Raw genomic sequence first — 26,967 nt, 5'->3', positions numbered from 1 at the left:
CTGTCAGGACTAAAGCTCATCTGATGGCAGGAGAAATTAAATGACAGAGACAATGCAACGCTGGTCCATGGATGCCCTCGGGCGCGAGAACCTCAAGCTGACTCAGGCGCCCGTCCCACAGCCGGGCCCGGGTGAAGTGCGCGTGCGGGTGAATGCCGTTGCGCTTAACTATCGCGATAAAATGGTTGTTGAAGGCACAATGCCGATTCCGCTTTCCTTCCCGTTTACCCCGGCATCTGACATGGCGGGCGTGGTGGACAGCATTGGTGAAGGCGTTACGCGCTTCCATCCCGGCGCGCGCGTCATCTCAACCTTCTTCCCGGAGTGGATCGACGGTAAGCCGCAGGCGGACGCGCGCAATCTGCCCTATAAAACGTCCGGCGGATACTTTCAGGGCATGCTGTCCGAGTATGTGATTGTGAATGAAGGCGCGCTGGTGGCCTCCCCGGAGACTCTGGATGACGCCGAGGCCAGCACCTTACCCTGCGCAGGGCTTACCGCCTGGTTTGCGCTGGTGGAACGTGGCCAGCTGCGCGCCGGTCAATCGGTGCTGGTGCAGGGCACGGGCGGCGTGGCGATATTCGCCCTGCAAATCGCAAAAGCGCACGGGGCGGAGGTTTTTGTCACCTCGGGGAGTGATGAAAAACTGGCGCTGGCCAAAAAGCTGGGAGCCAGCCAGGGCATCAACCGTCTGAAAGGCGACTGGGCGGAAAATACGCTGGCGCTCACGCAGGATCGCGGCATCGACCACATTATTGAAACCGTAGGCGGAGAGAACCTGAAGCATTCCCTGCGCGCCGTTGCCGTTCACGGACGTATCTCCGTCATTGGCGTGCTGGCCGGGACGGAGATTACGCTCTCTGCTGGCGAACTGCTGCTGAAATCACCCGTCATTCAGGGGATTGGCGTGGGGCACCGCCGGGCGCTGGAAGATTTTGTCCGCGCAGTTGACGTCACGGGGCTGAAGCCGGTGATAGAGCATCGCTACCGTTTTAACGAGCTTGAACAGGCGTTTGAGCACCTCGATCGCGGAGCGTTCGGTAAAATAGTTCTCACCCGCGAGTAAGCCTTCGTTCCCCGGAATCAGCGTAAAAGGGGCATTCCTGTTGCGCAATATAGCTCTATTTTTGTGTGCTTAATCGCGTTAGCATGAGGCAGCACTCATTTATTCCGGGGAACTCATGGCTATCAAACTCATCGCAATCGATATGGACGGCACGCTGCTGCTGCCAGATCACACTATCTCTCCAGCCGTTAAAAACGCGATCGCCGCGGCGCGCGCAAAGGGCGTGAATGTGGTCCTGACCACGGGGCGTCCGTATGCGGGCGTACACAGCTATCTGAAAGAGCTGCACATGAATCAGCCGGGCGACTACTGCATCACCTATAACGGCGCGCTGGTGCAGAAAGCCGCTGACGGCAGTACGGTTGCGCAAACCGCGCTGAGCTACGATGACTATCTGTTCCTGGAAAAACTGTCCCGTGAAGTGGGTTCCCACTTCCACGCGCTCGATCGCAATACGCTCTATACCGCCAACCGCGATATCAGCTACTACACGGTACATGAATCCTACGTTGCGACCATTCCGCTGGTGTTCTGTGAAGCGGAGAAAATGGACCCGGCGACGCAGTTCCTGAAAGTAATGATGATCGACGAGCCAGAGATCCTGGATAAAGCGATTGCGCGCATTCCGGCGGAGGTAAAAGAGAAGTACACCGTGCTGAAAAGTGCGCCGTACTTCCTCGAAATCCTCGATAAACGCGTCAATAAAGGCACCGGTGTCAAATCACTGGCCGATGCGCTGGGTATTAAACAGGAAGAGATCATGGCGCTGGGCGACCAGGAAAATGACATCGCGATGATCGAATTCGCCGGTATGGGCGTGGCGATGGATAACGCCATTCCATCCGTGAAAGAAGTGGCCAACTTCGTGACAAAATCCAACCTGGAAGACGGCGTTGCTTACGCGATCGAGAAGTTTGTGCTGCAGTAACGCTTATTTTTAATCATCAGCCTCGGTTATCAACCGGGGCTTTTTTTTGCGCTGAATTTATTGAATTGTTCTTTTTGTGATCTTGATTGTAGTACAACATTAAATGATTGTACTACATTACAGCCATGGCAAAGACGAACTCCCTCACATTTGTACTGCAAAAGTGAGGTGAAATTCAGCGGTCGCGGTAAAGTAGTGATGGACATACAGAGCACAAGGACTCTCCATGACACTCAATAAAACCGATCGCATCGTCATCACGCTGGGCACCCAGATTGTGGGTGGCAAATACGTTCCCGGTTCGCCGCTGCCGGCAGAGGCCGAACTGTGTGAGGAGTTTGAAACCTCGCGCAACATCATCCGGGAAGTATTCCGCTCGCTGATGGCGAAGCGGCTGATTGAAATGAAGCGCTATCGCGGCGCGTTTGTTGCTCCGCGTAACCAGTGGAACTACCTCGATACCGACGTGCTGCAGTGGGTGCTGGAAAATGACTACGACCCGCGGCTTATCGGCGCGATGAGCGAAGTCCGAAACCTGGTTGAACCGGCCATCGCCCGCTGGGCGGCGGAACGCGCAACTTCCGGCGATTTGGCCCAGATCGAGTCGGCTTTAAACGACATGATCGCCAATAACCAGAACCGGGAGGCGTTTAACGAGGCAGATATTCGCTACCACGAGGCGGTGCTGCAGTCGGTGCATAACCCGGTATTACAGCAGCTTAGCGTAGCGATCAGCTCGCTACAGCGAGCAGTATTTGAACGTACCTGGATGGGCGATGAGGCCAACATGCCGAAAACGCTCCAGGAACATAAAGCGCTGTTCGATGCGATAAGGCATCAGGACGGCGATGCGGCAGAGCAGGCGGCACTTACCATGATTGCCAGCTCGACACGAAGGCTGAAGGAAATCACATGACATCTCGCTACATCGCAATTGACTGGGGATCGACCAATCTGCGCGCCTGGCTGTATCAGGGCGAGCAGTGCCTGGAAAGCAGGCAATCAGAAGCAGGCGTGACGCGCCTGAACGGTAAATCCCCCGAGGCGGTGTTAGCAGAGGTCACACAACGCTGGCGCGACAGCACCACGCCGGTAGTGATGGCGGGTATGGTAGGCAGCAACGTAGGGTGGAAAATCGCCCCTTATTTGCCGGTTCCCGCCCATTTCTCCGCGATTGGCGAGCAGTTAACGTCCGTTGGCGACAATATCTGGATTATTCCCGGCTTGTGCGTTTCTCGCGACGACAACCACAACGTGATGCGCGGCGAAGAGACGCAGCTGCTTGGCGCGCGCGCGCTTTCTCCTTCTTCTGTCTACGTCATGCCCGGAACGCACTGCAAGTGGGTCCAGGCTGACGCTGAGCAAATCCACGACTTTCGCACCGTGATGACCGGCGAGCTGCACCATTTGCTGCTCAACCATTCGCTGGTTGGGGCCGGTTTACCTGAGCAGGAAGCCTCGGCAGAGGCGTTTGCTGCCGGGCTTGAACGTGGGATCGCTTCTCCTGATGTCTTGCCGCACCTTTTTGAGGTTCGCGCCTCGCACGTGCTGGGAAATCTCCCGCGCGAGCAGGTCAGCGAGTTTCTTTCCGGCCTGCTGATTGGCGCTGAGGTTGCCAGCATGCGTGATTTCATCGCGCACGAGCAGGCCATCACCATTGTCGCAGGCGCATCGCTGACGTCGCGCTACGAGCAGGCGTTTCGCACCGTTGGGCGTGATGTTTTAACGATATCCGGCGACACGGCATTTCAGGCAGGAATAAGGAGCATCGCTCATGCAGTGGCAAACTGATCTTCCCCTTATCGCGATTTTGCGCGGCATCACGCCCGATGAGGCGTTAGCCCACGTCGGCGCGGTTATTGACGCCGGGTTCGACGTGGTGGAAATCCCGCTTAACTCTCCGGAGTGGGAAAAAAGCATTCCGGCCGTGGTGAAGGCCTTCGGCGATAGGGCGCTGATTGGCGCAGGCACCGTGTTACAGCCTGAGCAGGTGGATCGGCTGGCGAAAATGGGCTGCAGGCTTATCGTCACGCCCAACATTCAGCCTGAGGTGATCCGCCGCGCGGTGGGGCACGGCATGACCGTCTGCCCGGGCTGCGCCACCGCCACGGAGGCCTTTACTGCTCTCGAAGCAGGCGCACAGTCGCTCAAAATTTTCCCGTCATCGGCTTTTGGTCCGGACTACATCAAAGCGCTGAAAGCGGTATTGCCCGCCAGCGTGCCGGTCTTTGCCGTGGGCGGCGTAACGCCAGAAAACCTGGGCCAGTGGATGAGCGCTGGCTGTGTGGGCGCAGGGCTGGGCAGCGATCTTTATCGTGCCGGACAGTCCGTTGAACGTACCGCACAGCAGGCGACAGCATTTGTGAAAGCGTATCGAGAGGCAGTGAAATGAAAATAACCAAACTCACCACGTACCGTTTACCCCCGCGCTGGATGTTCCTGAAAATCGAAACCGATGAAGGGGTTGTGGGCTGGGGCGAACCGGTGATTGAAGGGCGTGCGCGTACCGTAGAAGCGGCGGTGCACGAGCTGGGTGAATACCTGATTGGTCAGGATCCGGCGCGCATTAACGACCTTTGGCAGGTGATGTACCGCGCGGGCTTCTACCGCGGGGGGCCGATCCTGATGAGCGCCATCGCCGGCATCGACCAGGCGCTGTGGGATATCAAAGGCAAAGTGCTGAACGCGCCGGTCTGGCAATTGATGGGCGGCCTGGTGCGCGACAAAATCAAAGCCTACAGCTGGGTCGGCGGTGACCGTCCTGCGGAAGTGATTGATGGCATCACGCAGCTGCGCAACATCGGCTTCGACACTTTCAAGCTCAACGGCTGCGAAGAGATGGGCATTATCGACAACTCGCGCGCGGTAGACCGGGCGGTGAACACCGTGGCGCAAATCCGTGAAGCCTTCGGCAACGAGATTGAGTTTGGCCTGGATTTCCACGGCCGCGTCAGCGCGCCGATGGCCAAAGTTCTGATCAAAGAGCTGGAGCCGTATCGTCCGCTGTTTATTGAAGAGCCGGTGCTGGCCGAGCAGGCCGAGTACTACCCGAAACTGGCTGAACAGACCCATATTCCCATCGCGGCGGGCGAACGTATGTTCTCGCGCTTCGAGTTCAAACGCGTGCTTGAAGCGGGCGGCATTGCCATTCTGCAGCCGGACCTTTCTCACGCGGGCGGCATAACTGAATGCTACAAAATTGCCGGGATGGCAGAGGCTTACGATGTGGCATTGGCACCGCACTGCCCGCTTGGGCCGATCGCGCTGGCTGCCTGTTTGCACGTCGACTTTGTCTCCCGGAATGCGGTGTTCCAGGAACAGAGCATGGGGATTCACTATAACAAGGGCGCGGAACTGCTCGATTTTGTGAAAAATAAAGAAGACTTCTGCATGGAAGGCGGTTTCTTTAAACCGTTAACGAAGCCGGGCCTTGGCGTAGAAATTGACGAAGCCAAAGTCATTGAGCTGAGTAAAAATGCGCCAGACTGGCGTAACCCGCTGTGGCGTCATGAGGATGGCAGCGTAGCCGAATGGTAAATGCGCGTCATACTTCGCGCTGGTGATGCGTTGGCTGCGTTTTCTTACCCCGGTCACATACTTTTGTATGCTCCCGGGGATGCGAAAACTTGCCGCCTTCCCCCAGCACGAATTATTTAGCGCATTCTGTTTACGTTTTTAATTAAAAAAACCAAATACACCCTCTGTAAATTACAGGGCATGGTGAGCGGCTTCGCTATGCCCAAAATCTGGAGACAGATTGCGATGGATATTCCAGTTACCGCTACAAAAACCGGGCGTCGCCGCTACCTGACGCTGATTATGATCTTTATTACCGTGGTCATTTGCTATGTCGACCGCGCCAACCTTGCCGTGGCATCGGCCCATATCCAGGAAGAGTTTGGCATCACCAAAGCGGAAATGGGCTACGTCTTTTCGGCGTTTGCCTGGCTGTATACTTTATGTCAGATCCCGGGCGGCTGGTTCCTTGACCGCGTGGGTTCACGTCTGACCTATTTCATTGCCATTTTCGGCTGGTCAGTGGCGACCCTGTTCCAGGGCTTCGCGACCGGGCTGATGTCGCTGATTGGCCTGCGCGCCATCACCGGGGTGTTCGAAGCGCCCGCGTTTCCGACCAACAACCGTATGGTGACCAGCTGGTTCCCGGAACACGAGCGCGCTTCCGCCGTTGGCTTTTACACCTCCGGGCAGTTTGTCGGCCTGGCGTTCCTGACGCCGCTGCTGATCTGGATCCAGGAGCTGCTGAGCTGGCACTGGGTATTCATCGTCACGGGTGGGATTGGCATTATCTGGTCGCTGATCTGGTTCAAGGTTTACCAGCCGCCGCGTCTGACCAAAAGCATCACCAAAGCCGAGCTGGACTACATCCGCGACGGCGGTGGCCTGGTGGACGGCGATGCGCCGGTGAAAAAAGAGGCGCGCCAGCCGCTGACCAAAGCGGACTGGAAGCTGGTCTTCCATCGTAAGCTGGTGGGTGTTTATCTGGGCCAGTTCGCGGTGACCTCCACGCTGTGGTTCTTCCTCACCTGGTTCCCGAACTACCTGACCCAGGAGAAGGGGATCGCGGCGCTGAAGGCGGGCTTTATGACCACCGTGCCGTTTCTCGCGGCATTCTTCGGCGTGCTGCTCTCCGGCTGGCTGGCCGATAAGCTGGTGAAAAAAGGCTACTCGCTGGGCGTGGCGCGTAAAACGCCGATCATCTGCGGCTTGCTGATCTCAACCTGCATCATGGGTGCCAACTACACCAACGATCCGGTGTGGATTATGACCCTGATGGCGGTGGCGTTCTTCGGTAACGGTTTCGCCTCTATCACCTGGTCGCTGGTGTCGTCCCTTGCGCCGATGCGGCTGATTGGCCTGACCGGCGGCGTGTTCAACTTTGTCGGTGGGCTGGGTGGGATCACCGTACCGCTGGTCATCGGCTACCTGGCGCAGGACTACGGCTTCGGCCCGGCGCTGGTCTATATTTCTGCCGTGGCGCTGATCGGGGCACTCTCCTACATCCTGCTGGTGGGCGACGTGAAACGAGTAGGCTAATCTCTGCGGATGTTTTACCCTGATGCATTCACCGTGCATCAGGGTATCCTCATGAAACAAATCACCTTCGCTTCCCGCAACCACCAGCTGACCAACATCAATACCTGGACGCCGGACAGCCAGTGGCTGGTCTACGACGTGCGCCCGTCCGGTGCGTCGTTCACCGGTGAAACCATCGAGCGGGTCAATGTCGCTACGGGTGAGGTAGAGGTGGTATATCGCGCCACTGACGGCGCGCATGTCGGCGTGGTGACCGTTCATCCTGCAGAAGAGAAATATGTCTTTATCCACGGCCCGAAAAACCCCGATGCGGACTGGCATTACGATTTTCATCATCGTCAGGGAGTGGTTGCGCAAAACGGTCAGGTGAGCAATCTGGACGCGATGGATATCACAGCGCCTTACACCGCCGGCGCGCTGCGCGGCGGCAGCCACGTCCATGTCTTCAGCCCAAACGGGCAGCTCGTCAGCTTTACCTATAACGACCATGTTCTGCACGAACGCGATCCTAAACTTGATTTACGTAACGTCGGCGTGGCTGCGCCTTACGGCCCGGTGAACCCGCGCGGGAACCATCCGCGCGAATATTCAGGTACATTCTGGAGCGTGCTGGTCAGCCGCACGACGCCCAACCCGCAGCCGGGCAGCGACGAGATTAACCGCGCCTACGAAGAGGGCTGGGTGGGCAACGACAGGCTGGCGTTTATCGGCGACACGCTTTCTTCGCAGGGCGAAAAAGTACCCGAACTGTTTATCGTAAATCTGCCGGAAGACGAGCAGGGCTGGAAGCATGCGGGCGATGCGCCGCTACAGGGCACGACGGAGACCCTTCCAGCGCCGCCTGCGGGTGTGAAGCAGCGTCGTTTGACCTTTACGCATCAGAGGGCGTACCCGGGCCTGGTGAACGTGCCGCGTCACTGGGTTCGCTGTAACCCGCAGGGGACACAGATTGCGTTTCTGATGCGGGATGATAACGGCATTGTGCAGCTGTGGCTGATCTCTCCTGAGGGCGGCGAGCCGCGCCAGTTGACGCGTACCGGGAGTGATATTCAGTCTGCATTTAACTGGCATCCTTCCGGCGATCGTCTGGGGTTTGTGCTCGAAAATCGGATCGCCTGCTGCGACGCAAAGACCGGAGAGGTGACGTTTTTAACGTCCGATCACGGCAACCCGCCGTCTGCTGATGCGGTCGTGTTTTCCCCGGACGGGCGCGTTATTGCGTGGATGGAGGAGACAGCCGGTTTCCGTCAGCTTTGGGTGACGGAAACCGCGCAGTACTAGCGTGGAGGCATTTCAGCGGGCGGGATGACGGCGTTTGTCGCCAGATTTTCCTGCTCGCTTTTCTCTACACGCGAGCGTACGGAGTTGTCCTTACGAAACATATCCCACGGCAGCAGAAGCGTATCCGCCACGGCCGTAAACGGCATATCCAGGATAACCAGGGATTTGGTGCCCCAGTTTGTATCGTCATCGGAGATCATCGCCGCGCTGGCGCGCGTCCCCGGATATGTTCCTTCTTTACCGCCGGTGTGAGACATCACGCTCGAACACCCGCAAAGTAAAACTGCCCCGCTGAACGTCGTCAGCTTTATCAGAACATTTTTCATCATCACTCAGTCATCGTTAATGGCACTGCATAGACCTGCAACTCAGGGTTATAGCGAGCCTTATCCAAAATGGATAGCTCTATGACCCCGCACTGTGGCAGCCATCGCAATTTAACCCTTTGTGCTGTTGTCCCAGTCTAAGCGAGATGCAGGAAAGTGCAAAAAAAAGTGCAGCTGTCGTTCTTGAAAAGCCCGATTGCAGACCCATTTTAAGAATGTGGCCCGATAACGAACTCGCCTGATGGGTGTTCGGGGGCGCAAAGGCCTGTCCATGGTGGAAGGCTACAATTTCTCGCTGATTTCAGGAGTTTTATTTATGCGTAACTTCGATCTTTCTCCGCTATACCGTTCTGCAATTGGTTTTGACCGCCTGTTTAACCATTTAGAAAATAACCAAAGCCAGAGCAACGGCTACCCTCCATACAATGTTGAGCTGGTTGACGAAAACCACTACCGCATCGCCATTGCCGTCGCCGGTTTTGCAGAAAACGAACTGGAGATCACCGCGCAGGACAACCTGCTGGTGGTGAAAGGTTCCCATACGGCCGAGCAGAAAGAACGTACCTACCTCTATCAGGGCATCGCCGAGCGCAACTTTGAACGCAAGTTCCAGTTAGCCGAGAACATTCACGTTAAAGGCGCGAACCTGGTTAACGGTCTGCTGTTTATCGAACTGGAACGTGTGATTCCGGAAGAGAAAAAACCGCGCCGTATCGAAATTAACTAATTACGCGGGTCGCGTGAGCGGCCCACCCGAACTTGCTTGCCGTAACGGGAGCATATGCGAATCCATCAGGATTTGCAGGTACAACTGCGCACAAAATTACACTGTGCCGAACTCGCTTCTCAGAAGGAGATTTAGTATGCGTAACTATGATTTATCCCCCCTGCTGCGTCAGTGGATTGGTTTTGACAAACTGGCTAACGCCCTGCAAAGCACCACCGAGCAACAGACGTTTCCGCCGTACAACATCGAAAAAAGCGACGATAACCACTATCGCATTACCCTTGCGCTGGCCGGTTTCCGCCAGGACGATCTGGACATCCAGCTTGAAGGCACTCGCCTGACCGTGAAGGGGTCGCCGGAAAAACAAGAGACCGAGACCAAATGGCTGCATCAGGGGTTGGTTAATCAGCCGTTTAGCCTGAGCTTTACCCTGGCAGACCATATGGAAGTGTCCGGCGCAACGTTTACCAACGGTCTGCTGCATATCGACCTGATCCGCAACGTGCCGGAAGCCATCGCGCCGCAGCGTATCGCCATTAGCGAGCGGCCGGCGTTGAACAGTTAGCACTGTGCGGGCTGATGCCCTCACCCTGGCCCTCTCCCAGTGGGAGAGGGTGAAAAGATAAAGCCCTGCCCCGGCAGGGCTTTTTTGTGCGCCATCACCCATACAACCGCCCCCGGCTCTGAGAGAATCCTTAGCATAACTAAGGTTATGCTAAGGGAGTGGGTCATGAGTGATATCGCGTTAACCGTCAGCGTGTTGGCCCTGGTCGCTGTTGTTGGCCTGTGGATAGGTAATATCAAAATCCGCGGCGTCGGGTTTGGGATAGGCGGGGTACTGTTTGGCGGCATTTTTGTCGGGCACTTCGCCGACAAGCTCGGGCTGGTCCTCAGCGCCGAAATGCTCCACTTTACCCAGGAGTTCGGCCTGATCCTCTTCGTTTATACCATCGGTATTCAGGTGGGACCGGGCTTTTTCGCCTCACTTCGGGTTTCCGGTTTACGGCTCAACCTGTTTGCCCTCGGCATTGTGGTGATGGGCGGGCTGGTCACCGCAATTCTGCATAAAATCTTCGATATCCCGCTCCCCGTGGTGCTGGGCATTTTCTCCGGGGCGGTTACCAACACGCCTGCGCTCGGTGCCGGGCAGCAAATCCTGCGCGATTTGGGTATCGAACCCGGCATTGTCGACCAGATGGGGATGAGCTACGCCATGGCCTATCCGTTTGGGATTTGCGGCATTCTGCTTTCCATGTGGCTGGTGCGCGTCCTGTTTCGGATTAACGTCGACAAAGAGGCGAAGGACCACGAAACCACGCTCACCAACGGCCATATGCCGATCAAAACCATCAACATTCGGGTCGATAACCCCAACCTGAACAATATGGCGATTCAGGACGTGCCGATCCTCAACAGCGCCAATATCATCTGCTCCCGCCTCAAGCGTGACGATATGCTGATGGTGCCCGCGCCCGGCACCGTCATTCAGCAGGGCGATCTGCTGCACCTGGTCGGCCAGCCCGGAGATTTAAACAACGCGCGGCTGGTGATTGGCCAGGAAGTGGATACCTCGCTCTCAACCCGCGGCACCGATATGCGCGTGGAACGCGTTGTGGTGACTAACGAACACGTTCTTGGCAAGAAAATACGCGATCTGCAGGTAAAAGAGCGCTATGACGTGGTGATCTCTCGCCTTAACCGTGCGGGTGTTGAACTGGTCGCCAGCCCGGAGGCCAGCCTGCAGTTCGGGGATATCCTCAACCTGGTCGGGCGCCCGTCGTCCATCGACGCCGTGGCGGATATGGTGGGTAACGCCCAGCAAAAGCTGCAGCAGGTGCAGATGCTGCCGGTGTTTATCGGTATCGGGCTCGGCGTGCTGCTCGGTTCTATTCCTGTGTACGTGCCGGGCTTCCCGGTGGCGCTCAAGCTGGGCCTGGCGGGTGGACCGCTGATTATGGCGCTGATCCTCGGGCGTATCGGCTGTATCGGGAAGCTTTACTGGTTTATGCCACCGAGCGCCAACCTGGCGCTGCGCGAGCTGGGTATCGTGCTGTTCCTGGCGGTGGTCGGCCTGAAATCCGGCGGGGATTTTGTCGATACCCTGGTCAAGGGCGAAGGGATGAGCTGGGTTGGCTACGGCATCTTTATCACGGCGATCCCGCTGCTGACGGTGGGAATACTGGCGCGGATGTTCGCCAAAATGAACTACCTGACGCTGTGCGGGATGCTGGCGGGCTCCATGACCGATCCACCCGCGCTGGCTTTTGCCAACAACCTGCACGCCACCAGCGGTGCGGCTGCGCTCTCCTATGCCACCGTCTATCCGCTGGTGATGTTCCTGCGCATCATCACCCCGCAGCTACTGGCGGTGCTGTTCTGGGGAATGGGCTAGCAGGTCGTCCGGGTGGATGCGCCGCAGATGGTAGTCCACCTGGTAATCACTGGTATTTCGGAACATCACGGAATAATTGAGGAACTCGCCGCTGTCGCTGTAGGAGAGAGAAGTAATTCGCAGCAGCGGCGTCTGTTCCGGCAGGTTCATATAACCGGCCAGCGTTTTATCTGCCAGCACCGGCGTCAGGCTCTCGTAGTTGCCGCTGATGGTGATCCCGCACTCCTTCTCGATGTAATCAAACTTTGACCCCTCAAGATGCGCCAGCGACAGATTGCGGAACAGCTTCACCGGCATAAAGCTGTCCTCCAGCATCAGCGGCTTCCCGTCCACGTAGCGCACCCGCCGGGAAAAGTAGATCCGCTCATCCACCTGAATCCGCAGCTGGCTGGCGATAGCGGGCGGGGCGGGCATCACTTCAAACTGTAAGACCTTACTCTGCACCTCTTTTCCCTGCTGCCGCAGCACCTCCACCAGCCCGGTCAGGTTGGTGGTTTCGTGGTGAACGTCTTTGCGCGAGACAAAGGTTCCGCTGCCGTGCCGCCGCTCAACCAGCCCCCAGCTCACCAGCAGATCGAGCGCCTTGCGGATGGTCATTCGCGCCACGCCGAACTCCTGCGCCAGCGCCTTTTCGCCGGGCAGCGGGCTGCCGATGTTGTAGTCCGACGAATTCAGCCGCAGCCGCAATCTGTCGGCGATAGATTTGTAGATCACCAGTAGACCTCTCTGCCCTTATCAGGTCGTGGATTGTGTCCTGACATGTCCATATTTACGCCAAAAAGTAGACCTGATTGGTCAAAATAAAACCATGAATGCGATCACGAATCGCAGCGGCACGCCATGTTCGCGCATCAGTAAGTTCTTATGCTCACCTCAGGCCAGCAAAAAACCATAAAGGCCTCTACCCCTACAGGTTGTTTCATGAGGATTTAAAAATGCTCAGTCAAATACAACGTTTTGGCGGTGCCATGTTTACCCCGGTGTTGCTGTTTCCGTTCGCCGGGATCGTGGTGGGAATCGCCATCATGCTTCGCAACCCGCTGTTTGTCGGGGAAGCCTTAACGGCCCCCGATCATCTTTTCGCGCAGATTGTTCACATCATTGAAGAGGGCGGATGGGCGGTGTTTCGCAATATGCCGCTGATTTTTGCCGTTGGCTTACCGATTGGCCTGGCGAAGCAGGCGCAGGGCCGCGCCTGTCTGGCGGTGCTGATAAGCTTTCTGACCTGGAACTACTTCATCAACGCGATGGGGATGACCTGGGGCCACTTCTTCGGCGTCGACTTCTCCGCCGAGCCGACGGCGGGAAGCGGGCTGGCGATGATTGCCGGCATCAAAACGCTCGATACCAGCATCATCGGCGCCATTGTGATTTCAGGCATCGTCACCGCCATCCACAACCGCTACTTCGAAAAGCCGCTGCCGGTCTTTCTGGGGATTTTCCAGGGCAGCTCGTTTGTCGTTATCCTCGCGTTCTTCGTCATGATCCCCTGCGCCTGGCTGACGCTGCTGGGCTGGCCAAAAGTACAGATGGGCATTGAGTCCCTGCAGGCGTTCCTGCGCTCCGCCGGTGCGCTGGGCGTGTGGGTGTATACCTTCCTGGAACGCATTCTGATCCCAACCGGATTGCACCACTTCGTCTACGGTCCGTTCATCTTCGGTCCGGCGGCTGTGGAAGGCGGGATTCAGGTCTACTGGGCACAGCACCTGCAGGAGTTCAGCCAGAGCACCCTGCCGCTGAAAACCCTCTTCCCGGAAGGCGGGTTCGCGCTGCACGGCAACTCTAAAGTGTTTGGCTCGGTCGGGATTGCGTTCGCTATCTGGTACACCGCGTCGCCGGAAAACCGCGTCAAGGTGGCGGGGCTGCTGGTGCCGGCCACGCTCACCGCCGTGCTGGTGGGCATCACGGAACCTCTTGAGTTCACCTTCCTGTTTATCTCGCCGCTGCTGTTTGCCGTCCATGCGGTGCTGGCGGCGACTATGGCAACGGTGATGTACGCCTTTGGCGTGGTCGGGAACATGGGCGGCGGCCTGCTGGACCAGTTCCTGCCGCAAAACTGGATCCCAATGTTTCATAACCACGCCTCGACGGTATTCACCCAGATCGGCATCGGCGTCTGCTTCACCGGCATCTACTTCGCGGTCTTCAAAACGCTGATCGAACGTCTGAACCTGAAAACGCCGGGCCGGGAAGAGAGCGAAATCAAACTCTACAGCAAGGCCGACTATAAGGCGGCGCGCGGGCAAACCACCGCCGCGGCCAGCCAGCAGGTAGGGCAGGCCGCCGGATTCCTGCAGGCGCTCGGCGGCGCGGCCAACATCGAAAGCATCAACAACTGCGCCACCCGCTTGCGCATTGCGCTGGTGGATATGGCGAAAACCCAAAGCGATGACGTCTTCAAAGCCCTCGGCGCCCACGGCGTGGTGCGACGCGGCAACGGCATTCAGGTGATTGTCGGCCTGCACGTTCCTCAGGTGCGCGACCAGCTGGAATCGTTGATGAAAACTCCTTTAACAAATGAACAAACCACCCTGACAGAGGCTATATCATGAAAAAATTCTCAGTTGTCATTGCAGGCGGCGGCAGCACCTTTACGCCTGGTATCGTCCTGATGCTGTTAGCCAACCGTGACCGTTTCCCGCTGCGCGCGCTGAAGTTCTATGACAACGACGGCGCACGTCAGGAAACCATCGCCGAAGCGTGCAAAATCATCCTCAGGGAGCAGGCGCCGGAGATCGAATTCAGCTACACCACCGACCCTAAAGCGGCGTTTACCGATGTGGATTTTGTGATGGCGCATATCCGCGTGGGCAAATACCCGATGCGCGAAAAAGATGAAAAAATCCCGCTGCGCCACGGCGTGCTGGGCCAGGAAACCTGCGGACCGGGCGGCATCTCCTACGGCATGCGCTCGATCGGCGGCGTGCTGGAGCTGGTGGATTATATGCAGCAGTACTCCCCGAACGCGTGGATGCTGAACTACTCCAACCCGGCGGCGATTGTCGCGGAAGCCACGCGTCGCCTGCGTCCGAACGCCAAAATCCTCAACATCTGCGATATGCCGATCGGCATTGAAGGGCGCATGGCGCAGATTGTCGGCCTGAAAAACCGCAAAGAGATGCGCGTGCGCTACTACGGTCTGAACCACTTCGGCTGGTGGACGTCGATTGAAGATCTTAACGGCAACGATCTGATGCCGAAACTGCGCGAATACGTGGCGAAAAACGGCTATGTGCCGCCTTCGGAAGATGCGCATACCGAAGCGAGCTGGAACGATACTTTTGCCAAAGCCAGAGACGTACAGGCGCTTGATCCGGATACCATGCCGAACACCTACCTGAAGTATTACCTGTTCCCGGACTACGTGGTCGCGCACTCAAACCCGGAACGTACCCGCGCCAATGAAGTGATGGATCACCGTGAGAAGCACGTGTTCAGCGCCTGCCGGGCGATTATCGAAGCCGGTCACTCCGCCGCCGGTGAGCTGGAAATCGACGAACATGCGTCGTACATCGTCGATCTGGCGACGGCGATTGCCTTCAACACCCAGGAGCGGATGCTGCTGATTGTGCCTAACAACGGGGCCATCCATAACTTTGATGCCGACGCGATGGTGGAGATCCCGTGCCTGGTAGGCCATAACGGGCCGGAGCCGCTCACGGTGGGCGATATTCCGCACTTCCAGAAAGGGCTGATGAGCCAGCAGGTGGCGGTGGAAAAACTGGTGGTGGATGCCTGGGAGCAGCGCTCGTACCAGAAACTCTGGCAGGCGATCACCCTGTCGAAAACCGTGCCGAGCGCGTCCGTCGCGAAAGCGATTCTGGATGACCTGATCGCGGCCAATAAGGACTACTGGCCAGAGCTGCACTAATCGTCCTGACCGGCATCGCCCGATGCCGGTCTCCTTGTCCTTGTCGATTTACGCTATGCTGAAGCCTGCCTGGAGCACGACAAGGAACCCTCATGAAAATTTCCCGCCTCGGCGAAGCGCCGGACTACCGCTTCTCTCTGGCTAATGAACGCACTTTTTTAGCGTGGATCCGCACCGCGCTGGGCTTTCTTGCCGCAGGGGTGGGTCTCGATCAGCTCGCGCCCGATTTCGCCACGCCGCTGATTCGCGAAGTGCTGGCGCTACTGCTGTGCCTGTTTGCGGGCGTGCTGGCGATTTACGGCTACCTGCGCTGGCTGCGCAATGAGAAGGCGATGCGTCTGAAGCAGGATCTGCCCTATACGCGCGGGCTGCTGATTATCAGCACGATTCTGCTGACGGTGGCGGGCGTGGTGATGGTGCTGGTGTTCTATGGCGGATAGCCGCAAAGCGCGGCGCGAAGCGGACCCCGGCCTGCAGCCGGAGCGGACGTCGCTCGCCTGGCTGCGCACGCTGCTGGGGTATGGCGCGCTGATTGCCCTGGCGATCAAGCACAACTGGCACCGCACAGGGGTGCCATTCTGGATTTCCATTATTGTGCTGGCGCTGGTGGCCATCATTTTATGGCGCTATACCCGCAGCCGTAACCTGATGGACGTGGCGCAGAACGATTTTGTACAGCCGAAAGCGGTGCGGGATAAGTTCCTGATCGCGCTCGCTGTTCTCTCGCTGTCGCTGCTGTTTGCGGTAACCCATATTCAGCAAATTTTGAGCCTGTAAGCCCGGTGGCGGCTACGCTTTACCGGGCCTGCAACTGCCGCGAACCGTAGGCCGGGTAAGGCGCAGCCGCCACCCGGCATAATTACTTCCCTTTCGCCAGATACTTCGCCATCTCGTCTTCCGGCACCATTCCGCCGCCGGTCGCCCACACCAGGTGGGTAACGTTGGTATGCGAATGAACGCGCACCGGACCGGCCATGCCCGCCAGCGCCGATGGCTCCAGGCGAATGCCCTCCTCCTGCGCCAGCCAGCCGAGCATATCGTACATGCTCTGATCGGAGAGCGTATAGAACCCGTCGAGCAGGCGCTCCATCGCGCGGCCCACGAAGCCAGAGGCGCGCCCTACCGCCAGACCGTCCGCCGCCGTCACGTTATCAATGCCCAGATCCTGCACCGCGATCTCATCGTGCAGGCCGGTGTAGACGCCGAGCAGCATGCACGGGGAGTGCGTTGGCTCCGCGAAGAAGCAGTGGACGTTATCGCCAAAGGCCAGCTTCAGGCCAAACGCCACGCCGCCGGGGCCGCCGCCGACGCCGCACGGCAGGTAGACGTACAGGGGATGATCGGCATCCACCACGCGGCCCTGTTCGGCAAACTGCGCCTTCAGCCGCTCGCCTGCAACGGCGTAGCCCAGGAAAAGGGTGCGGGAGTTTTCATCGTCAATGAAGAAACAGTTCGGATCGCTTTCCGCCGCTTTTCGTCCCTGCTCCACCGCCACGCCGTAATCCTGCTCATATTCCACGACGATGACGCCGTGGCTGCGCAGTTTGGCTTTCTTCCACTCGCGGGCGTCGGCAGACATATGCACCGTCACCTTAAAGCCGATGCGGGCGCTCATAATGCCGATGGACATCCCAAGGTTGCCGGTTGAGCCTACCGCAATGCTGTACTGGCTGAAAAAGTCCTTAAAGCGCGGTTCCAGCAGAACGCTGTAGTCGTCTTCAACGCTCAGCAACCCGGCTTCCAGCGCCAGTTTTTCCGCATGGGTCAGCACCTCATAGATGCCGCCGCGCGCTTTAATCGAGCCGGAAATCGGCAGATGGCTGTCTTTTTTCAGCAGCAGCGTGCCGGGAATAGATTGAGCAAATTCTTTCTCCAGCCGCTTTTGCATCGCCGGGATGGGAACCAGTTCGGATTCGATAATCCCGCCCGTTGCCGCCGTTTCCGGGAAGGCTTTCGCCAGGTACGGCGCGAAGCGGTTGAGGCGCGCGTGCGCGTCGTCCACGTCGGCTTTGGTCAGCCCGACGTACGGCAACCCTTCTGCAAGCGTCGTGGTGCGCGGGTTAAGCCAGGTGGTTTCTTTCAGAGCAATCAGATCCTCAACCAGAGGAAACTGTGCGGTTAAAGTAGTGATAGTTGCGTTTTCCATAATACGTCTCTTCGCGCTCAGATAATGAAGGAAAGCAGGAATGTGCCGCCAAGTGCAAGCACCGAGGCGATAAACGTCGCCGTCGTATAGTATTTGAAGGTCTCGTTCAGGGTAGCGCCGCAGTATTGCTTCACCAGCCAGAAGAGAGAATCGGTCACGATCGTGCAGCCAATGGCACCGGAACCGATGGCAATGGTGATGATCTCCGGGCTCACGTTCGGGTAGAGCGGCAGCATCGGCGCGACTATCGCCGTGGCACCCATCATCGCCACCGTCGCGGAGCCGACGGCGGCATGCAGCACCAGCGCCACCAGCCAGGCGAGCAGGATAGGGTGCATGTGCAGGTTCGAGAGAATATGCGCCAGCGAGTCCGCCAGTCCGCTGGTTTTCAGGATGGCGTTAAACGCGCCGCCCGCGCCGATAATCAGCAAAATGTTGGCGATAGAGCCGAAGCCGTGCTCGGTATGCGTCAGCATCGTGCCCATGCCCATATGCTGGCGTATCCCCAGCAGGTAGTAGGCGACAAACACGGCGATAAACATCGCGGTGATCGGGTTGCCGATAAACTCCAGCAGCGTATACAGCGTGCCTTCTTTCGCCATATTCAGCTCGGCGATGGTTTTCACCAGCATCAGGGCAATCGGCAGCAGCACCGTGAACAGCGTGGCGCCCAGCGACGGCAGGGTGTGCTCTTCCCGCACCTTCAGGTCTGAAAATTCCGCCGGAACCGGTTTAAACGGCAGACGATTGCCGAGCAGTTTCAGGAACAGCGGGCCGCCGACCAGCGAGGCCATCAGGCCCACCATCAAACCGTAGACAATGACCGTTCCGACGTCCGCGCCTAATTTATTGGTCACAAACAGCGCGGCCGGATGCGGCGGCACTACGCAATGCACCGCCATCAGCGCGGTACAGAGCGGAATGGCCAGCTTGAGCAGCGACGTGTTGGTCTTTTTGGCGATGGAAAACGCCAGCGGGATCAGCAGTACCACGCCCACTTCCACAAACAGCGTAATGCCGCAGATAAGGCCTACCAGCACCATAATCACGTCCGCCGACAGCCAGCGGCAGCGCTGCAGTGCGATCCCGATGCGCTCTGCCGCGCCGGAGACTTCCATCATCTTGCCGAGAATGGTGCCCAGACCAATCACCGCCGCCAGGAAGCCCAGCGTACCGCCAATTCCGCTCTCGATGGCGTTCACCATATCCAGCGGGCTCATCCCCATCATCGCGCCGACGAAAAAGCTCGCCAGCAGCAGCGCGAGGAACGGGTGAAACTTCAGTTTTACGATGGTTAAAACAATCAACACAATGCTGACCAGCAGCGTTGCCACAACCCAGACCTGAGATCCCATATCTCACCTCACCCTTATGTCATCTGTGGGTATTGGACGAAAAAACGGCGTGGGCTGACAAACGATATAAATTGGCGTTCAGGTGAGCCAGATTGGATCAACTGAGTGACTGCGCTCTAAAAAGCGCACTTAATTCGTATTAGGTTCACATAAATTCACCCTTGAGCGGTATGCTGAGCGCAGAAAACCCACGTGAGAATTGTGATGACCGATGCGAATGAAGCCAGAAACCGCCTGTTAAACGGCTGGCAGCTGTCGAAAATGTATACCTTTGAAGTGGCCGCCCGGCATGAGTCCTTCGCCCTGGCGGCGGAGGAGCTGTCGCTCAGCCCCAGCGCGGTGAGCCACCGCATCAACCTGCTGGAAGAGGAGCTGGGCATTCAGCTGTTCGTCCGCTCGCACCGTAAAGTTGAGCTGACGCAGGAGGGAAAGCGCGTTTACTGGACGCTGAAATCATCCCTCGACACTCTGAATCAGGAGATCCTGGATATCAAAAACCAGGCGCTGTCCGGCACGCTGACGGTTTACTCCCGCCCGTCGATCGCCCAGTGCTGGCTGGTGCCCATGCTGGGGGACTTTACCCGCCGCTATCCGTCGATTTCACTCACCATCCTGACCGGCAATGATTACGTCAATATGCAGCGAACGGGCGTCGATCTGGCGCTCTATTTCGACGATACGCCGCCAAACCATCTCTCTCATCACTTCCTGATGGACGAGGAGATTTTGCCCGTCTGCTCACCGCAGTATGCCCGCGAGCATGAACTGCTGAAAAACCCCGATAACCTCAGCCACTGCACGCTGCTGCACGACCGTCAGGCCTGGAGCAACGATTCCGGGACGGATGAGTGGCTGAGCTGGGCGCAACACTTTGCGGTGAATATGCCGCCATCGTCGGGCATTGGTTTCGATCGTTCCGATTTAGCGATTATTGCGGCCATCAACCACGTTGGCGTTGCGATGGGCAGAAAGCGGCTGGTGCAGAAGAGGCTCGAACGGGGCGAGCTGATCGCCCCGTTTGGTGACAAGACCCTGAAATGCCATCAGCACTACTATGTCTCGACGCTTTCCGGTCGTCAGTGGCCGAAAATAGACGCCTTTATCGGCTGGCTGAAAGAACTGGCAGGTTGAAGAATTATTACGCTTTCGCTCTACACCAAATGTGAAAAAGCGTGCTAAATACAGGTAATGCTTTCGATTTATCCAGGGTAAACCGTGTTAAAGCCTTTTATTGCCTGTGCATTACTGATCTCTTCCGGCTGGGCGATTGCCGCTGAGCCGCCGCTGACGGCTGCCCGTTATGCGCAGCAGCTGGGCGTCGGGATGGATGTGGACTGGGCGCGCACCGAGCGCGGCATACGCGAATTCGACCCGCTGGTGGTACGCGATTTTCGTGCAAAAGGCATTACCCACGTGCGCATTCGCGTCGCCGATGAGCCGACAGAAGCGCGGCTAATTCACCTGCGCAAGCTGGTAGAAGCCTGCGAGCAGTATGGCGTGATCCCGATTATCGCTTATCAGGCTGATGAATATAAAAACGACCCGAAAGCCGATAACGAGAAAGAGACGATCAACTGGTGGATTGCCGTGGCGCACTATTTCGGTCAGAGCTACCCGCTGTTGGGTTTTGATCTCATCTATGAGCCGGCCGACAAGCTTAACCACAACCTCGCGTCGCTAAACCGCGTGTATGAAAAAACCATTAAAGCGATCCACGACATGGACCCGCAGCGCATGATCTTTGTTGCGCCACGCCTGCGCGCCGCCCCGGAGGATTTATCCAGCCTGAAGCTGCCCGCGCACAGTCAAAACTACCTGCTGGCGGAGTGGCATATTTTCCCGTGGGGGCCGCTGAAAAATAGCGGTAAATACCCGTGGACGTCCGGCACGGCGGCGGAGAAAGCGGCTATCCATAATCGCATCAATACCGCGCTGCGCTGGCAGCAAAAAACCGGGCACGTTAGCTGGGTCGGGGGCTGGGGCGTGGGAGAGTCAAACCACCTCACGCCAACCGCTTCGCAAATGGCGTTCTCCACCTTTATGGCCTGCGAGCTGCAAAAGGCGAAAATCCCGTATGCGCTGAACGCGGATTTCCAGTTTTACGACGGGGAAGAGGGGGCCTGGCGGCCCGCGCCGGAGCCGTTGTTGCAGGCGATGATTGCGCCCGTCTGTGAAAAGCCCGGCGAGAAGCCGGGCCATCATGCGGTTAAACCGGCTGCTCGTGATGCGGAACACGCGACGCCAGCGGCAGCCAGCACAGTAAAATCAGCAGCCCCATCAGCGTCATCAGCAGGCCCAAACTAGCCTGCCCGGTCTGCGGCATCATCGCCGAGAGCCAGGCCAGCGCGCCGGAGCCGATATTCTGCAAACCGCCCACCAGCGCGCCAGCCGTGCCTGCGAGGAACGGGAACGGCTCCATCGCGCCGCTGGTCGCCAGCGGGAACAGCATCCCCGCGCCGAAGAAGAACAGCGCTGCCGGGATGAGCAGCGTCCAGACCGTCATCACGCCAAACAGCCCCGGGATCCACATCATCAGACCCGCCAGCAGACAGCTGATCACCGACTGCCACATCAGGGTGGAGAAGCGTTTGTTCGGGCGTCCGGCAAACCACGCGCCGAAGAACGCCGCCGGGATCGGCAGAATAAACAGAATACTCACGACCATGCTGCTCAGGCCCAGACCCGCGCCCAGCAGCACGCCGGAACAGGCTTCAAACACCGCAATGCCCGCCAGGCCGCCGATCAGCATCAGCAGGTAGCAGGTAAACGACCCGTTGCCGAACAGCGTTTTATAGCTGGTGATGAGCTTCGTGCGCGGCGCGTCCTGCGGGCGCGTTTCCGGCATCCAGCGCGCCATGCTGAAGGTGACAATGATGCACAGCACCAGCAGGAAGGCGTAGCAGGCGCGCCAGGACCACATTGTGTCCAGCAGGCCGCCAATCAGCGGGGCGAGAAGCGGGCTGACCAGAATTCCCATATTCAACAAGCTGTTGGCATGACGGAGCTGGGTGCCCTGATACATATCGCGCGGTAAGGTTCGCGCCATCACCCCACCGACGCCGGTCCCGACGCCCTGCAGGGCGCTGGCGGCAATCAGTACGGTCAGGCTGTGCGTGGTAATGGCAATCACCGTCGCCACCATGAAAATGCTCATGCCCACCAGGATCACCGGGCGACGCCCGACGCGGTCAGACAGCGGGCCGTAAAAGAGCTGCGAAACGCCATAGGTCAGCAGGTAGGCTGCCATCACGCTCTGCACCGCGCCCTCGCGGACGTTCAATTCCTTTGCCATGTCGGCAATCGCCGGAATGTAGATGGTTTGCGCCATCTGACCGACGGCCACCAGTAACACCAGCATCAACAATAAGTTAACGTTCCTTTGTTTTTTCATGTCGCTGAATACTTTTGCCAAAAGAGAAAAATGAAGAATAAGTGACTGCGCATTCCCATAAATGCGCGAGGAATCTACCACAGAGAGATGACAATTTAAGCATTGTCGTGGTGAATGAAAAAACCGGGAAAGGCAGGATTTGTAAACAAGATCGGCAACTAATGTTGCCAGTGATTTACGCCATGCGCAGCAGAATGGCGCCGCCGGCAATACCCAGCGCCGCCGCGATACGCAGGCCCGCAACCTTCTCTTTTAAAAGGACAAACGCGATCAGTGCCCCAAAGAGTATGGAGGTTTCACGCAGCGCCGCGACCACCGCCAGCGGCGCCTGCGTCATTGCCCAAAGCGCCAGACCGTAAGATCCCATGGTTCCCACTCCGCCGAGCAGCCCCTTTTTCCAGTGCAGGCGCAGGTAGCTGGACGCCTCGCGCCGACGCGCCACCATTGCCCAACTCAACAGGCAGAAGCCGTTCATAAAGAAGGTCCACAGCGTATAGCCCAGCGCGGTGTTCGACAGACGCACGCCGGTGCCGTCCACCAGCGTATACCCGGCAATAAAGCAGGCGTTCAGCAGCGCCAGCCCGATCCCTTTGCGTGACCGTATGCGGCCATGCATCGCCATCGCCAGAATCGACAGGCAAATTACTCCGATACCGGACCAGGCTAGCCACGAGAGACGATCGCCGAGCGCCAGCACGCCGATCAGCGCCACCAGCAGCGGGGCGGTGCCGCGCATCAGCGGATAGGTCTGGCTCATATCGGAGACCTGATAGGTTTTCGCTACCAGCACGGTGTACACAACCTGTAAGGCGCAGGAGACGATCAAAAACGGCCAGCTTGCAGCAGATGGCTGTGGGGAAAACGGCAGTAAGACCAGAGCGATAACCGTGGCGGATCCGCTGACGCTTATGGCGGAATAGAGCTTGTCCGTTCCGGCCTTAACGATGGCGTTCCAGCTGGCATGCAGCAGCGCGGCGAAGAGCAAAATGCAAAAAACGGTGATGGTCATAGCGTATCGGGTGGTGAATTGTCACTCAACTGTAACATTCACACCCTGATGCTGCCAGCCGGCTACACGGCACAAAAAAGGCGGTGCGTTACCCGCGGCTCGTCCGAGACCAGCGTAAAACCCGCCTGGCGATAGAAGCCGTACGCGCTCTCCGGCGCATGGGTATTCAGGAAATCAAACCAGATGCTGGCATCGGCCATCACCACGGTTAAAAGCTGTTTGCCAATGCCCAGCCCGCGGCACTTCTCGCTGACGTAGAGATGGCGAATACGTCCGGCGCGCGGCTGCTGGCTGAACGGATCGCGGTTGAGGCCGCACACGCCGACCAGCCTGCCGTTGAGAAACGCGCCCAGCAGCTTTTCACCCGGCGCGTTAAAGCGGTTCTCACCACGCTGCCAGTTATCTTCCAGCCTGCGCAGCATGTTGAAATTCAGTGCGATACTTTCAGCCTTCAGGGCGATATACCCCGGCTCATCTGGTGTGACGGGCTCAATTAACAGACGCGACATAGCATTCCCTCGTTATTAAAGAGGGGCGGTTGCCCGCCCCTCTCAGGTGCGACTTGAACCTGAATTACCGAAGGAATTTCAGGACAGCATCAAGTAGTTGCAGTACAGCAACAATGAGTTTGAGGATAAGTATCACCATATCCACTACGCTCATACGCGTCTCCTTTTGGTTAAAAGGAGCACGATGCTGGCGTACCTTTCCGCCGCCTGTTGCCAGCACCTGGATTGACGTAACACAGTGTGCTCACTTCAGGGGTTAAGGCACTGACGGCACCACCCGTTTCAGCCAGGACTTCTTTGCGCCGGTAAAACTGCGGCCCCCTCGCTCACTGCGAACACCCTCAGTATAGATAAATACTGTATGCATGAACAGTATTTTTTGGACAAAATCAGGAAGGCGATCCATACTCAAAAGCGTCAAAATCCGTGCCGGAATTGCGCGTTCGTCTTCGATCGCGTATACTTTTTGCGTTGACGTAACACAGTGTGTTCTGCGGCGACCAACCGCAAAACCCTGATAAAAACCTCGCTCCGGCGGGGTTTTTTGTTTTCAACCCTCAACAAACGAAACGTGATCCCTGACGCATTTTTGCGCAGATGAAAATATTTCCATTGTCACGCCCGAAAACCTGTGTTTGTATAAATTCCATCAATGATTCCAAACACAGGTCCCCAATGACTTCATCCATCTTCACTTCGACCCTACTAAAAACTGCGCAACCAGCCGCAGTGGTCGTCGTGCGTGTGGTGGTGGTCGTCGGCAATGCGCCGTAGGGACTGGATCAACACACGAATCCAAAACCCCGCCGGCGCAAACCGGGCGGGGTTTTTCGTTTAGGACCCTCCCCGGAACGTCGGCCCAGAAGAAAAGGACTGGAGCATGGCAAGTTCGGGCACAACATCCACCAAGACGCGTTTTACTGGCGCGCAGCTGATCGTTCATCTGCTGGAACGGCAGGGCATCACCACGGTTGCGGGCATCCCGGGCGGCACGGTGCTGTCGCTGTACGATGCGTTAAGCCAAAGCACGCAGATCCGCCACGTGCTGGCGCGCCACGAGCAGGGGGCAGGCTTTATTGCTCAGGGCATGGCGCGTACGCAGGGCAAACCGGCGGTCTGTATGGCCTGCAGCGGCCCGGGCGCAACCAACCTGGTCACCGCCATCGCCGACGCGCGTCTCGACTCCATTCCGCTGATCTGCATTACCGGCCAGGTACCGTCCTCAATGATCGGCACCGATGCGTTCCAGGAAGTGGACACCTACGGCATCTCTATCCCCATCACCAAACATAACTATTTAGTTCGCGACATCAGCGAGCTTCCTCAGGTTATTAGCGATGCGTTCCGCATTGCGCAGTCCGGCCGCCCGGGCCCGGTGTGGATAGACATTCCTAAGGATGTCCAGACCGCAGAGATCGAGATAGACGTCCTGCCGGAGCCGGGCGAGCGTGCCCCCGCGCCGGAATTCAGCGCTGAGAGCGTGCGCGACGCCGCCGCTATGATTAACGCCGCCAAACGCCCGGTGCTCTATCTGGGCGGTGGGGCCATCAACGCTGCGGATGAAATCCGCCAGTTTGCGGAAAAAGCCAACCTGCCGACCACCATGACCCTGATGGCGCTGGGCATGCTGCCTAAAGCGCACCCGCTCTCTCTCGGCATGCTGGGCATGCACGGCGCGCGCAGCACCAACTACATCCTGCAAGAGGCGGATTTGCTGATTGTTATGGGCGCACGTTTTGATGACCGGGCGATTGGCAAAACCGAGCAGTTCTGCCCGAACGCCAAAATCATTCACGTGGATATCGACCGCGCCGAGCTGGGTAAAATCAAGCAGCCGCACGTGGCGATTCAGGGCGACGTGGCCGAGGTGCTGGCGCAGCTGATCCCGCAGACGGACGCAGCCGAGCGCGCCGACTGGCGTAAGCTGGTGGCCGATCTGCAGCGCGAGTTCCCGGGCGCCATCCCAACCGAAGGCGATCCGCTGAGCCACTATGGCCTTATCAACGCCGTTGCCGCCTGCGTGGACGACAGCGCGATTATCACCACCGACGTGGGACAGCACCAGATGTGGACCGCGCAGGCCTATCCGCTGAACCGTCCTCGCCAGTGGCTGACCTCCGGCGGTCTGGGAACCATGGGCTTCGGTCTGCCTGCAGCAGTGGGTGCGGCGCTGGCGAATCCGGACCGCAAGGTCATCTGCTTCTCCGGCGACGGCAGCCTGATGATGAACATTCAGGAGATGGCGACCGCAGCCGAAAACCAGTTAGACGTAAAAATCATCCTGATGAACAACGAGGCGCTGGGGCTGGTGCACCAGCAGCAGAGCCTGTTCTACAAGCAGGGCGTGTTTGCCGCGACCTATCCGGGGATGATTAACTTTATGCAGATTGCCGCCGGTTTCGGCCTGCACACCTGCGATCTGAACGCCGAAGAGGATGCCCACGCGGCGCTGCAGGACGCGATTTCTCGCCCCGGCCCGGCGCTGATCCACGTGCGTATCGACCCTGAACAAAAAGTGTATCCGATGGTGCCGCCGGGAGCGGCAAATACTGAGATGGTGGGAGAATAAGCCATGCAGAAACAACATGATAACGTCATTCTGGAACTCACCGTCCGCAACCACCCTGGCGTCATGACCCACGTCTGCGGGCTTTTTGCCCGCCGTGCGTTTAACGTGGAAGGCATTCTCTGTCTGCCGATTCAGGGCAGCGAGCACAGCCGCATCTGGCTACTGGTCAACGACGACCAGCGTCTTGAGCAGATGATGGCGCAGATCGACAAGCTGGAAGACGTCACCAAAGTGGCTCGCAACCAGTCCGATCCCACCATGTTTAACAAAATTGCGGTGTTCTTCGAATAAATCGCTCATTGCTTGAACACCCGCGCGCTTATCGTTAAGGTAGGCGCGTTT

General features: G+C 58.0%; 28 protein-coding genes and 1 other annotated feature. Of the genes, 20 read left to right on the top strand and 8 right to left on the bottom strand.

Features of this window, described 5'->3' with window-relative positions; translation table 11 throughout:
* Positions 1-40: 40 nt before the first annotated feature.
* The 8 genes from ADJ24_RS06795 to ADJ24_RS06760 all read left to right on the top strand — a co-directional run bounded on the left by ADJ24_RS06795 (position 41) and on the right by ADJ24_RS06760 (position 8,330).
* Positions 41-1,066: a zinc-dependent alcohol dehydrogenase family protein gene (locus ADJ24_RS06795; RefSeq protein WP_023309808.1), complete on the top strand. Its 1,026-nt coding sequence runs from the start codon at positions 41-43 to the stop codon at positions 1,064-1,066.
* A gap of 115 nt (positions 1,067-1,181) precedes the next feature.
* The gene (gene yidA, locus ADJ24_RS06790; protein WP_023309809.1) at positions 1,182-1,994 is read left to right on the top strand and encodes a sugar-phosphatase; all 813 of its coding nucleotides are present in this window, start codon (positions 1,182-1,184) and stop codon (positions 1,992-1,994) included.
* 226 nt (positions 1,995-2,220) lie between these two features.
* Positions 2,221-2,910 (top strand): D-galactonate utilization transcriptional regulator DgoR, encoded by a 690-nt coding sequence (gene dgoR / locus ADJ24_RS06785; RefSeq protein ID WP_003861109.1) that lies wholly within the window; start codon positions 2,221-2,223, stop codon positions 2,908-2,910.
* Complete coding sequence (locus ADJ24_RS06780) at positions 2,907-3,785, top strand: 2-dehydro-3-deoxygalactonokinase (protein WP_023309810.1); 879 nt, start codon at positions 2,907-2,909, stop codon at positions 3,783-3,785. Before dgoR ends, ADJ24_RS06780 begins: the two co-directional genes overlap by 4 nt.
* Complete coding sequence (locus ADJ24_RS06775; protein ID WP_023309811.1) at positions 3,769-4,386, top strand: 2-dehydro-3-deoxy-6-phosphogalactonate aldolase; 618 nt, start codon at positions 3,769-3,771, stop codon at positions 4,384-4,386. Before ADJ24_RS06780 ends, ADJ24_RS06775 begins: the two co-directional genes overlap by 17 nt.
* Positions 4,383-5,531, top strand: a complete 1,149-nt coding sequence (gene dgoD / locus ADJ24_RS06770; protein ID WP_023309812.1) for a galactonate dehydratase — start codon at positions 4,383-4,385, stop codon at positions 5,529-5,531. The genes ADJ24_RS06775 and dgoD overlap by 4 nt, the downstream gene beginning before the upstream one ends.
* Before the next feature lie 180 nt (positions 5,532-5,711).
* Complete coding sequence (locus tag ADJ24_RS06765; RefSeq protein WP_048702291.1) at positions 5,712-7,049, top strand: MFS transporter; 1,338 nt, start codon at positions 5,712-5,714, stop codon at positions 7,047-7,049.
* 51 nt (positions 7,050-7,100) lie between these two features.
* Positions 7,101-8,330, top strand: a complete 1,230-nt coding sequence (locus ADJ24_RS06760) for a DUF3748 domain-containing protein (protein ID WP_023309814.1) — start codon at positions 7,101-7,103, stop codon at positions 8,328-8,330.
* On the opposite strand, the gene ADJ24_RS06755 is transcribed toward ADJ24_RS06760, so the two are convergent.
* Positions 8,327-8,659: a YceK/YidQ family lipoprotein gene (locus ADJ24_RS06755; RefSeq protein ID WP_032667988.1), complete on the bottom strand. Its 333-nt coding sequence runs from the start codon at positions 8,657-8,659 to the stop codon at positions 8,327-8,329. The genes ADJ24_RS06760 and ADJ24_RS06755 overlap by 4 nt on opposite strands.
* 248 nt (positions 8,660-8,907) lie before the next feature.
* Positions 8,908-8,979 (top strand) — a sequence feature (ROSE (Repression Of Heat Shock gene Expression) occurs in the 5'-region of heat shock genes and acts as an RNA thermometer to modulate expression.).
* Between ADJ24_RS06755 and ibpA the strand changes: the two genes are divergently transcribed.
* The 3 genes from ibpA to ADJ24_RS06740 all read left to right on the top strand — a co-directional run bounded on the left by ibpA (position 8,973) and on the right by ADJ24_RS06740 (position 11,775).
* Complete coding sequence (ibpA, locus tag ADJ24_RS06750) at positions 8,973-9,383, top strand: small heat shock chaperone IbpA (RefSeq protein ID WP_008500162.1); 411 nt, start codon at positions 8,973-8,975, stop codon at positions 9,381-9,383. Its footprint overlaps the feature before it by 7 nt.
* Before the next feature lie 136 nt (positions 9,384-9,519).
* Positions 9,520-9,948, top strand: a complete 429-nt coding sequence (gene ibpB, locus ADJ24_RS06745; protein ID WP_023309816.1) for a small heat shock chaperone IbpB — start codon at positions 9,520-9,522, stop codon at positions 9,946-9,948.
* A gap of 165 nt (positions 9,949-10,113) precedes the next feature.
* Complete coding sequence (locus tag ADJ24_RS06740) at positions 10,114-11,775, top strand: putative transporter (protein WP_023309817.1); 1,662 nt, start codon at positions 10,114-10,116, stop codon at positions 11,773-11,775.
* On the opposite strand, the gene ADJ24_RS06735 is transcribed toward ADJ24_RS06740, so the two are convergent.
* On the bottom strand, positions 11,743-12,489 hold the full coding sequence (locus ADJ24_RS06735; RefSeq protein ID WP_023309818.1) for a GntR family transcriptional regulator: 747 nt from the start codon (positions 12,487-12,489) through the stop codon (positions 11,743-11,745). The genes ADJ24_RS06740 and ADJ24_RS06735 overlap by 33 nt on opposite strands.
* A 221-nt stretch (positions 12,490-12,710) precedes the next feature.
* Here ADJ24_RS06735 and ADJ24_RS06730 point away from each other — a divergent pair, with 221 nt between their 5' ends.
* The 4 genes from ADJ24_RS06730 to ADJ24_RS06715 all read left to right on the top strand — a co-directional run bounded on the left by ADJ24_RS06730 (position 12,711) and on the right by ADJ24_RS06715 (position 16,423).
* A complete protein-coding gene (locus ADJ24_RS06730; RefSeq protein WP_023309819.1) occupies positions 12,711-14,327 on the top strand; it encodes an alpha-glucoside-specific PTS transporter subunit IIBC in 1,617 nt (538 codons plus the stop codon).
* Complete coding sequence (locus ADJ24_RS06725; RefSeq protein WP_023309820.1) at positions 14,324-15,646, top strand: 6-phospho-alpha-glucosidase; 1,323 nt, start codon at positions 14,324-14,326, stop codon at positions 15,644-15,646. Before ADJ24_RS06730 ends, ADJ24_RS06725 begins: the two co-directional genes overlap by 4 nt.
* Positions 15,647-15,738: 92 nt before the next feature.
* Positions 15,739-16,086: a YidH family protein gene (locus ADJ24_RS06720; RefSeq protein WP_023309821.1), complete on the top strand. Its 348-nt coding sequence runs from the start codon at positions 15,739-15,741 to the stop codon at positions 16,084-16,086.
* Complete coding sequence (locus ADJ24_RS06715) at positions 16,076-16,423, top strand: DUF202 domain-containing protein (protein ID WP_023309822.1); 348 nt, start codon at positions 16,076-16,078, stop codon at positions 16,421-16,423. The genes ADJ24_RS06720 and ADJ24_RS06715 overlap by 11 nt, the downstream gene beginning before the upstream one ends.
* Before the next feature lie 82 nt (positions 16,424-16,505).
* Here the strand turns inward: ADJ24_RS06715 and dsdA are convergent, their stop codons facing one another.
* Together dsdA and dsdX are read right to left on the bottom strand one after the other, a co-directional pair.
* A complete protein-coding gene (dsdA, locus tag ADJ24_RS06710; RefSeq protein WP_023309823.1) occupies positions 16,506-17,792 on the bottom strand; it encodes a D-serine ammonia-lyase in 1,287 nt (428 codons plus the stop codon).
* 17 nt (positions 17,793-17,809) lie between these two features.
* The gene (gene dsdX / locus ADJ24_RS06705) at positions 17,810-19,147 is read right to left on the bottom strand and encodes a D-serine transporter DsdX (protein ID WP_023309824.1); all 1,338 of its coding nucleotides are present in this window, start codon (positions 19,145-19,147) and stop codon (positions 17,810-17,812) included.
* Between the two features lie 204 nt (positions 19,148-19,351).
* Between dsdX and dsdC the strand changes: the two genes are divergently transcribed.
* Together dsdC and ADJ24_RS06695 are read left to right on the top strand one after the other, a co-directional pair.
* Positions 19,352-20,278 (top strand): DNA-binding transcriptional regulator DsdC, encoded by a 927-nt coding sequence (gene dsdC / locus ADJ24_RS06700; RefSeq protein ID WP_023309825.1) that lies wholly within the window; start codon positions 19,352-19,354, stop codon positions 20,276-20,278.
* 84 nt (positions 20,279-20,362) lie between these two features.
* Complete coding sequence (locus tag ADJ24_RS06695; RefSeq protein ID WP_023309826.1) at positions 20,363-21,451, top strand: cellulase family glycosylhydrolase; 1,089 nt, start codon at positions 20,363-20,365, stop codon at positions 21,449-21,451.
* Here the strand turns inward: ADJ24_RS06695 and emrD are convergent.
* The 4 genes from emrD to tisB form a co-directional block, all read right to left on the bottom strand.
* Positions 21,354-22,538: a multidrug efflux MFS transporter EmrD gene (gene emrD, locus ADJ24_RS06690; protein ID WP_032668284.1), complete on the bottom strand. Its 1,185-nt coding sequence runs from the start codon at positions 22,536-22,538 to the stop codon at positions 21,354-21,356. The genes ADJ24_RS06695 and emrD overlap by 98 nt on opposite strands.
* A gap of 175 nt (positions 22,539-22,713) precedes the next feature.
* A complete protein-coding gene (locus ADJ24_RS06685; RefSeq protein WP_023309828.1) occupies positions 22,714-23,547 on the bottom strand; it encodes an EamA family transporter in 834 nt (277 codons plus the stop codon).
* Positions 23,548-23,609: 62 nt separating this feature from the next.
* Positions 23,610-24,056, bottom strand: a complete 447-nt coding sequence (locus ADJ24_RS06680) for a GNAT family N-acetyltransferase (RefSeq protein ID WP_023309829.1) — start codon at positions 24,054-24,056, stop codon at positions 23,610-23,612.
* 64 nt (positions 24,057-24,120) lie between these two features.
* Positions 24,121-24,210 (bottom strand): type I toxin-antitoxin system toxin TisB, encoded by a 90-nt coding sequence (gene tisB / locus ADJ24_RS23980; protein WP_023309830.1) that lies wholly within the window; start codon positions 24,208-24,210, stop codon positions 24,121-24,123.
* A gap of 521 nt (positions 24,211-24,731) precedes the next feature.
* Here tisB and ivbL point away from each other — a divergent pair.
* The 3 genes from ivbL (at position 24,732) to ilvN (ending at position 26,916) form a co-directional block, all read left to right on the top strand.
* Entirely contained in the window at positions 24,732-24,830 is a 99-nt protein-coding gene (gene ivbL, locus ADJ24_RS24970; RefSeq protein ID WP_057979964.1) for an ilvB operon leader peptide IvbL, read from the top strand.
* Positions 24,831-24,936: 106 nt separating this feature from the next.
* Positions 24,937-26,625: an acetolactate synthase large subunit gene (gene ilvB / locus ADJ24_RS06670; protein WP_023309831.1), complete on the top strand. Its 1,689-nt coding sequence runs from the start codon at positions 24,937-24,939 to the stop codon at positions 26,623-26,625.
* Between the two features lie 3 nt (positions 26,626-26,628).
* Complete coding sequence (gene ilvN, locus ADJ24_RS06665; RefSeq protein ID WP_010426528.1) at positions 26,629-26,916, top strand: acetolactate synthase small subunit; 288 nt, start codon at positions 26,629-26,631, stop codon at positions 26,914-26,916.
* Positions 26,917-26,967: the final 51 nt, after the last annotated feature.

Source organism: Enterobacter sp. 940_PEND (assembly GCF_001059415.1).
GTDB lineage: Bacteria > Pseudomonadota > Gammaproteobacteria > Enterobacterales > Enterobacteriaceae > Enterobacter > Enterobacter cloacae_M.
This window is presented reverse-complemented; position numbering and strand designations above follow the sequence as displayed.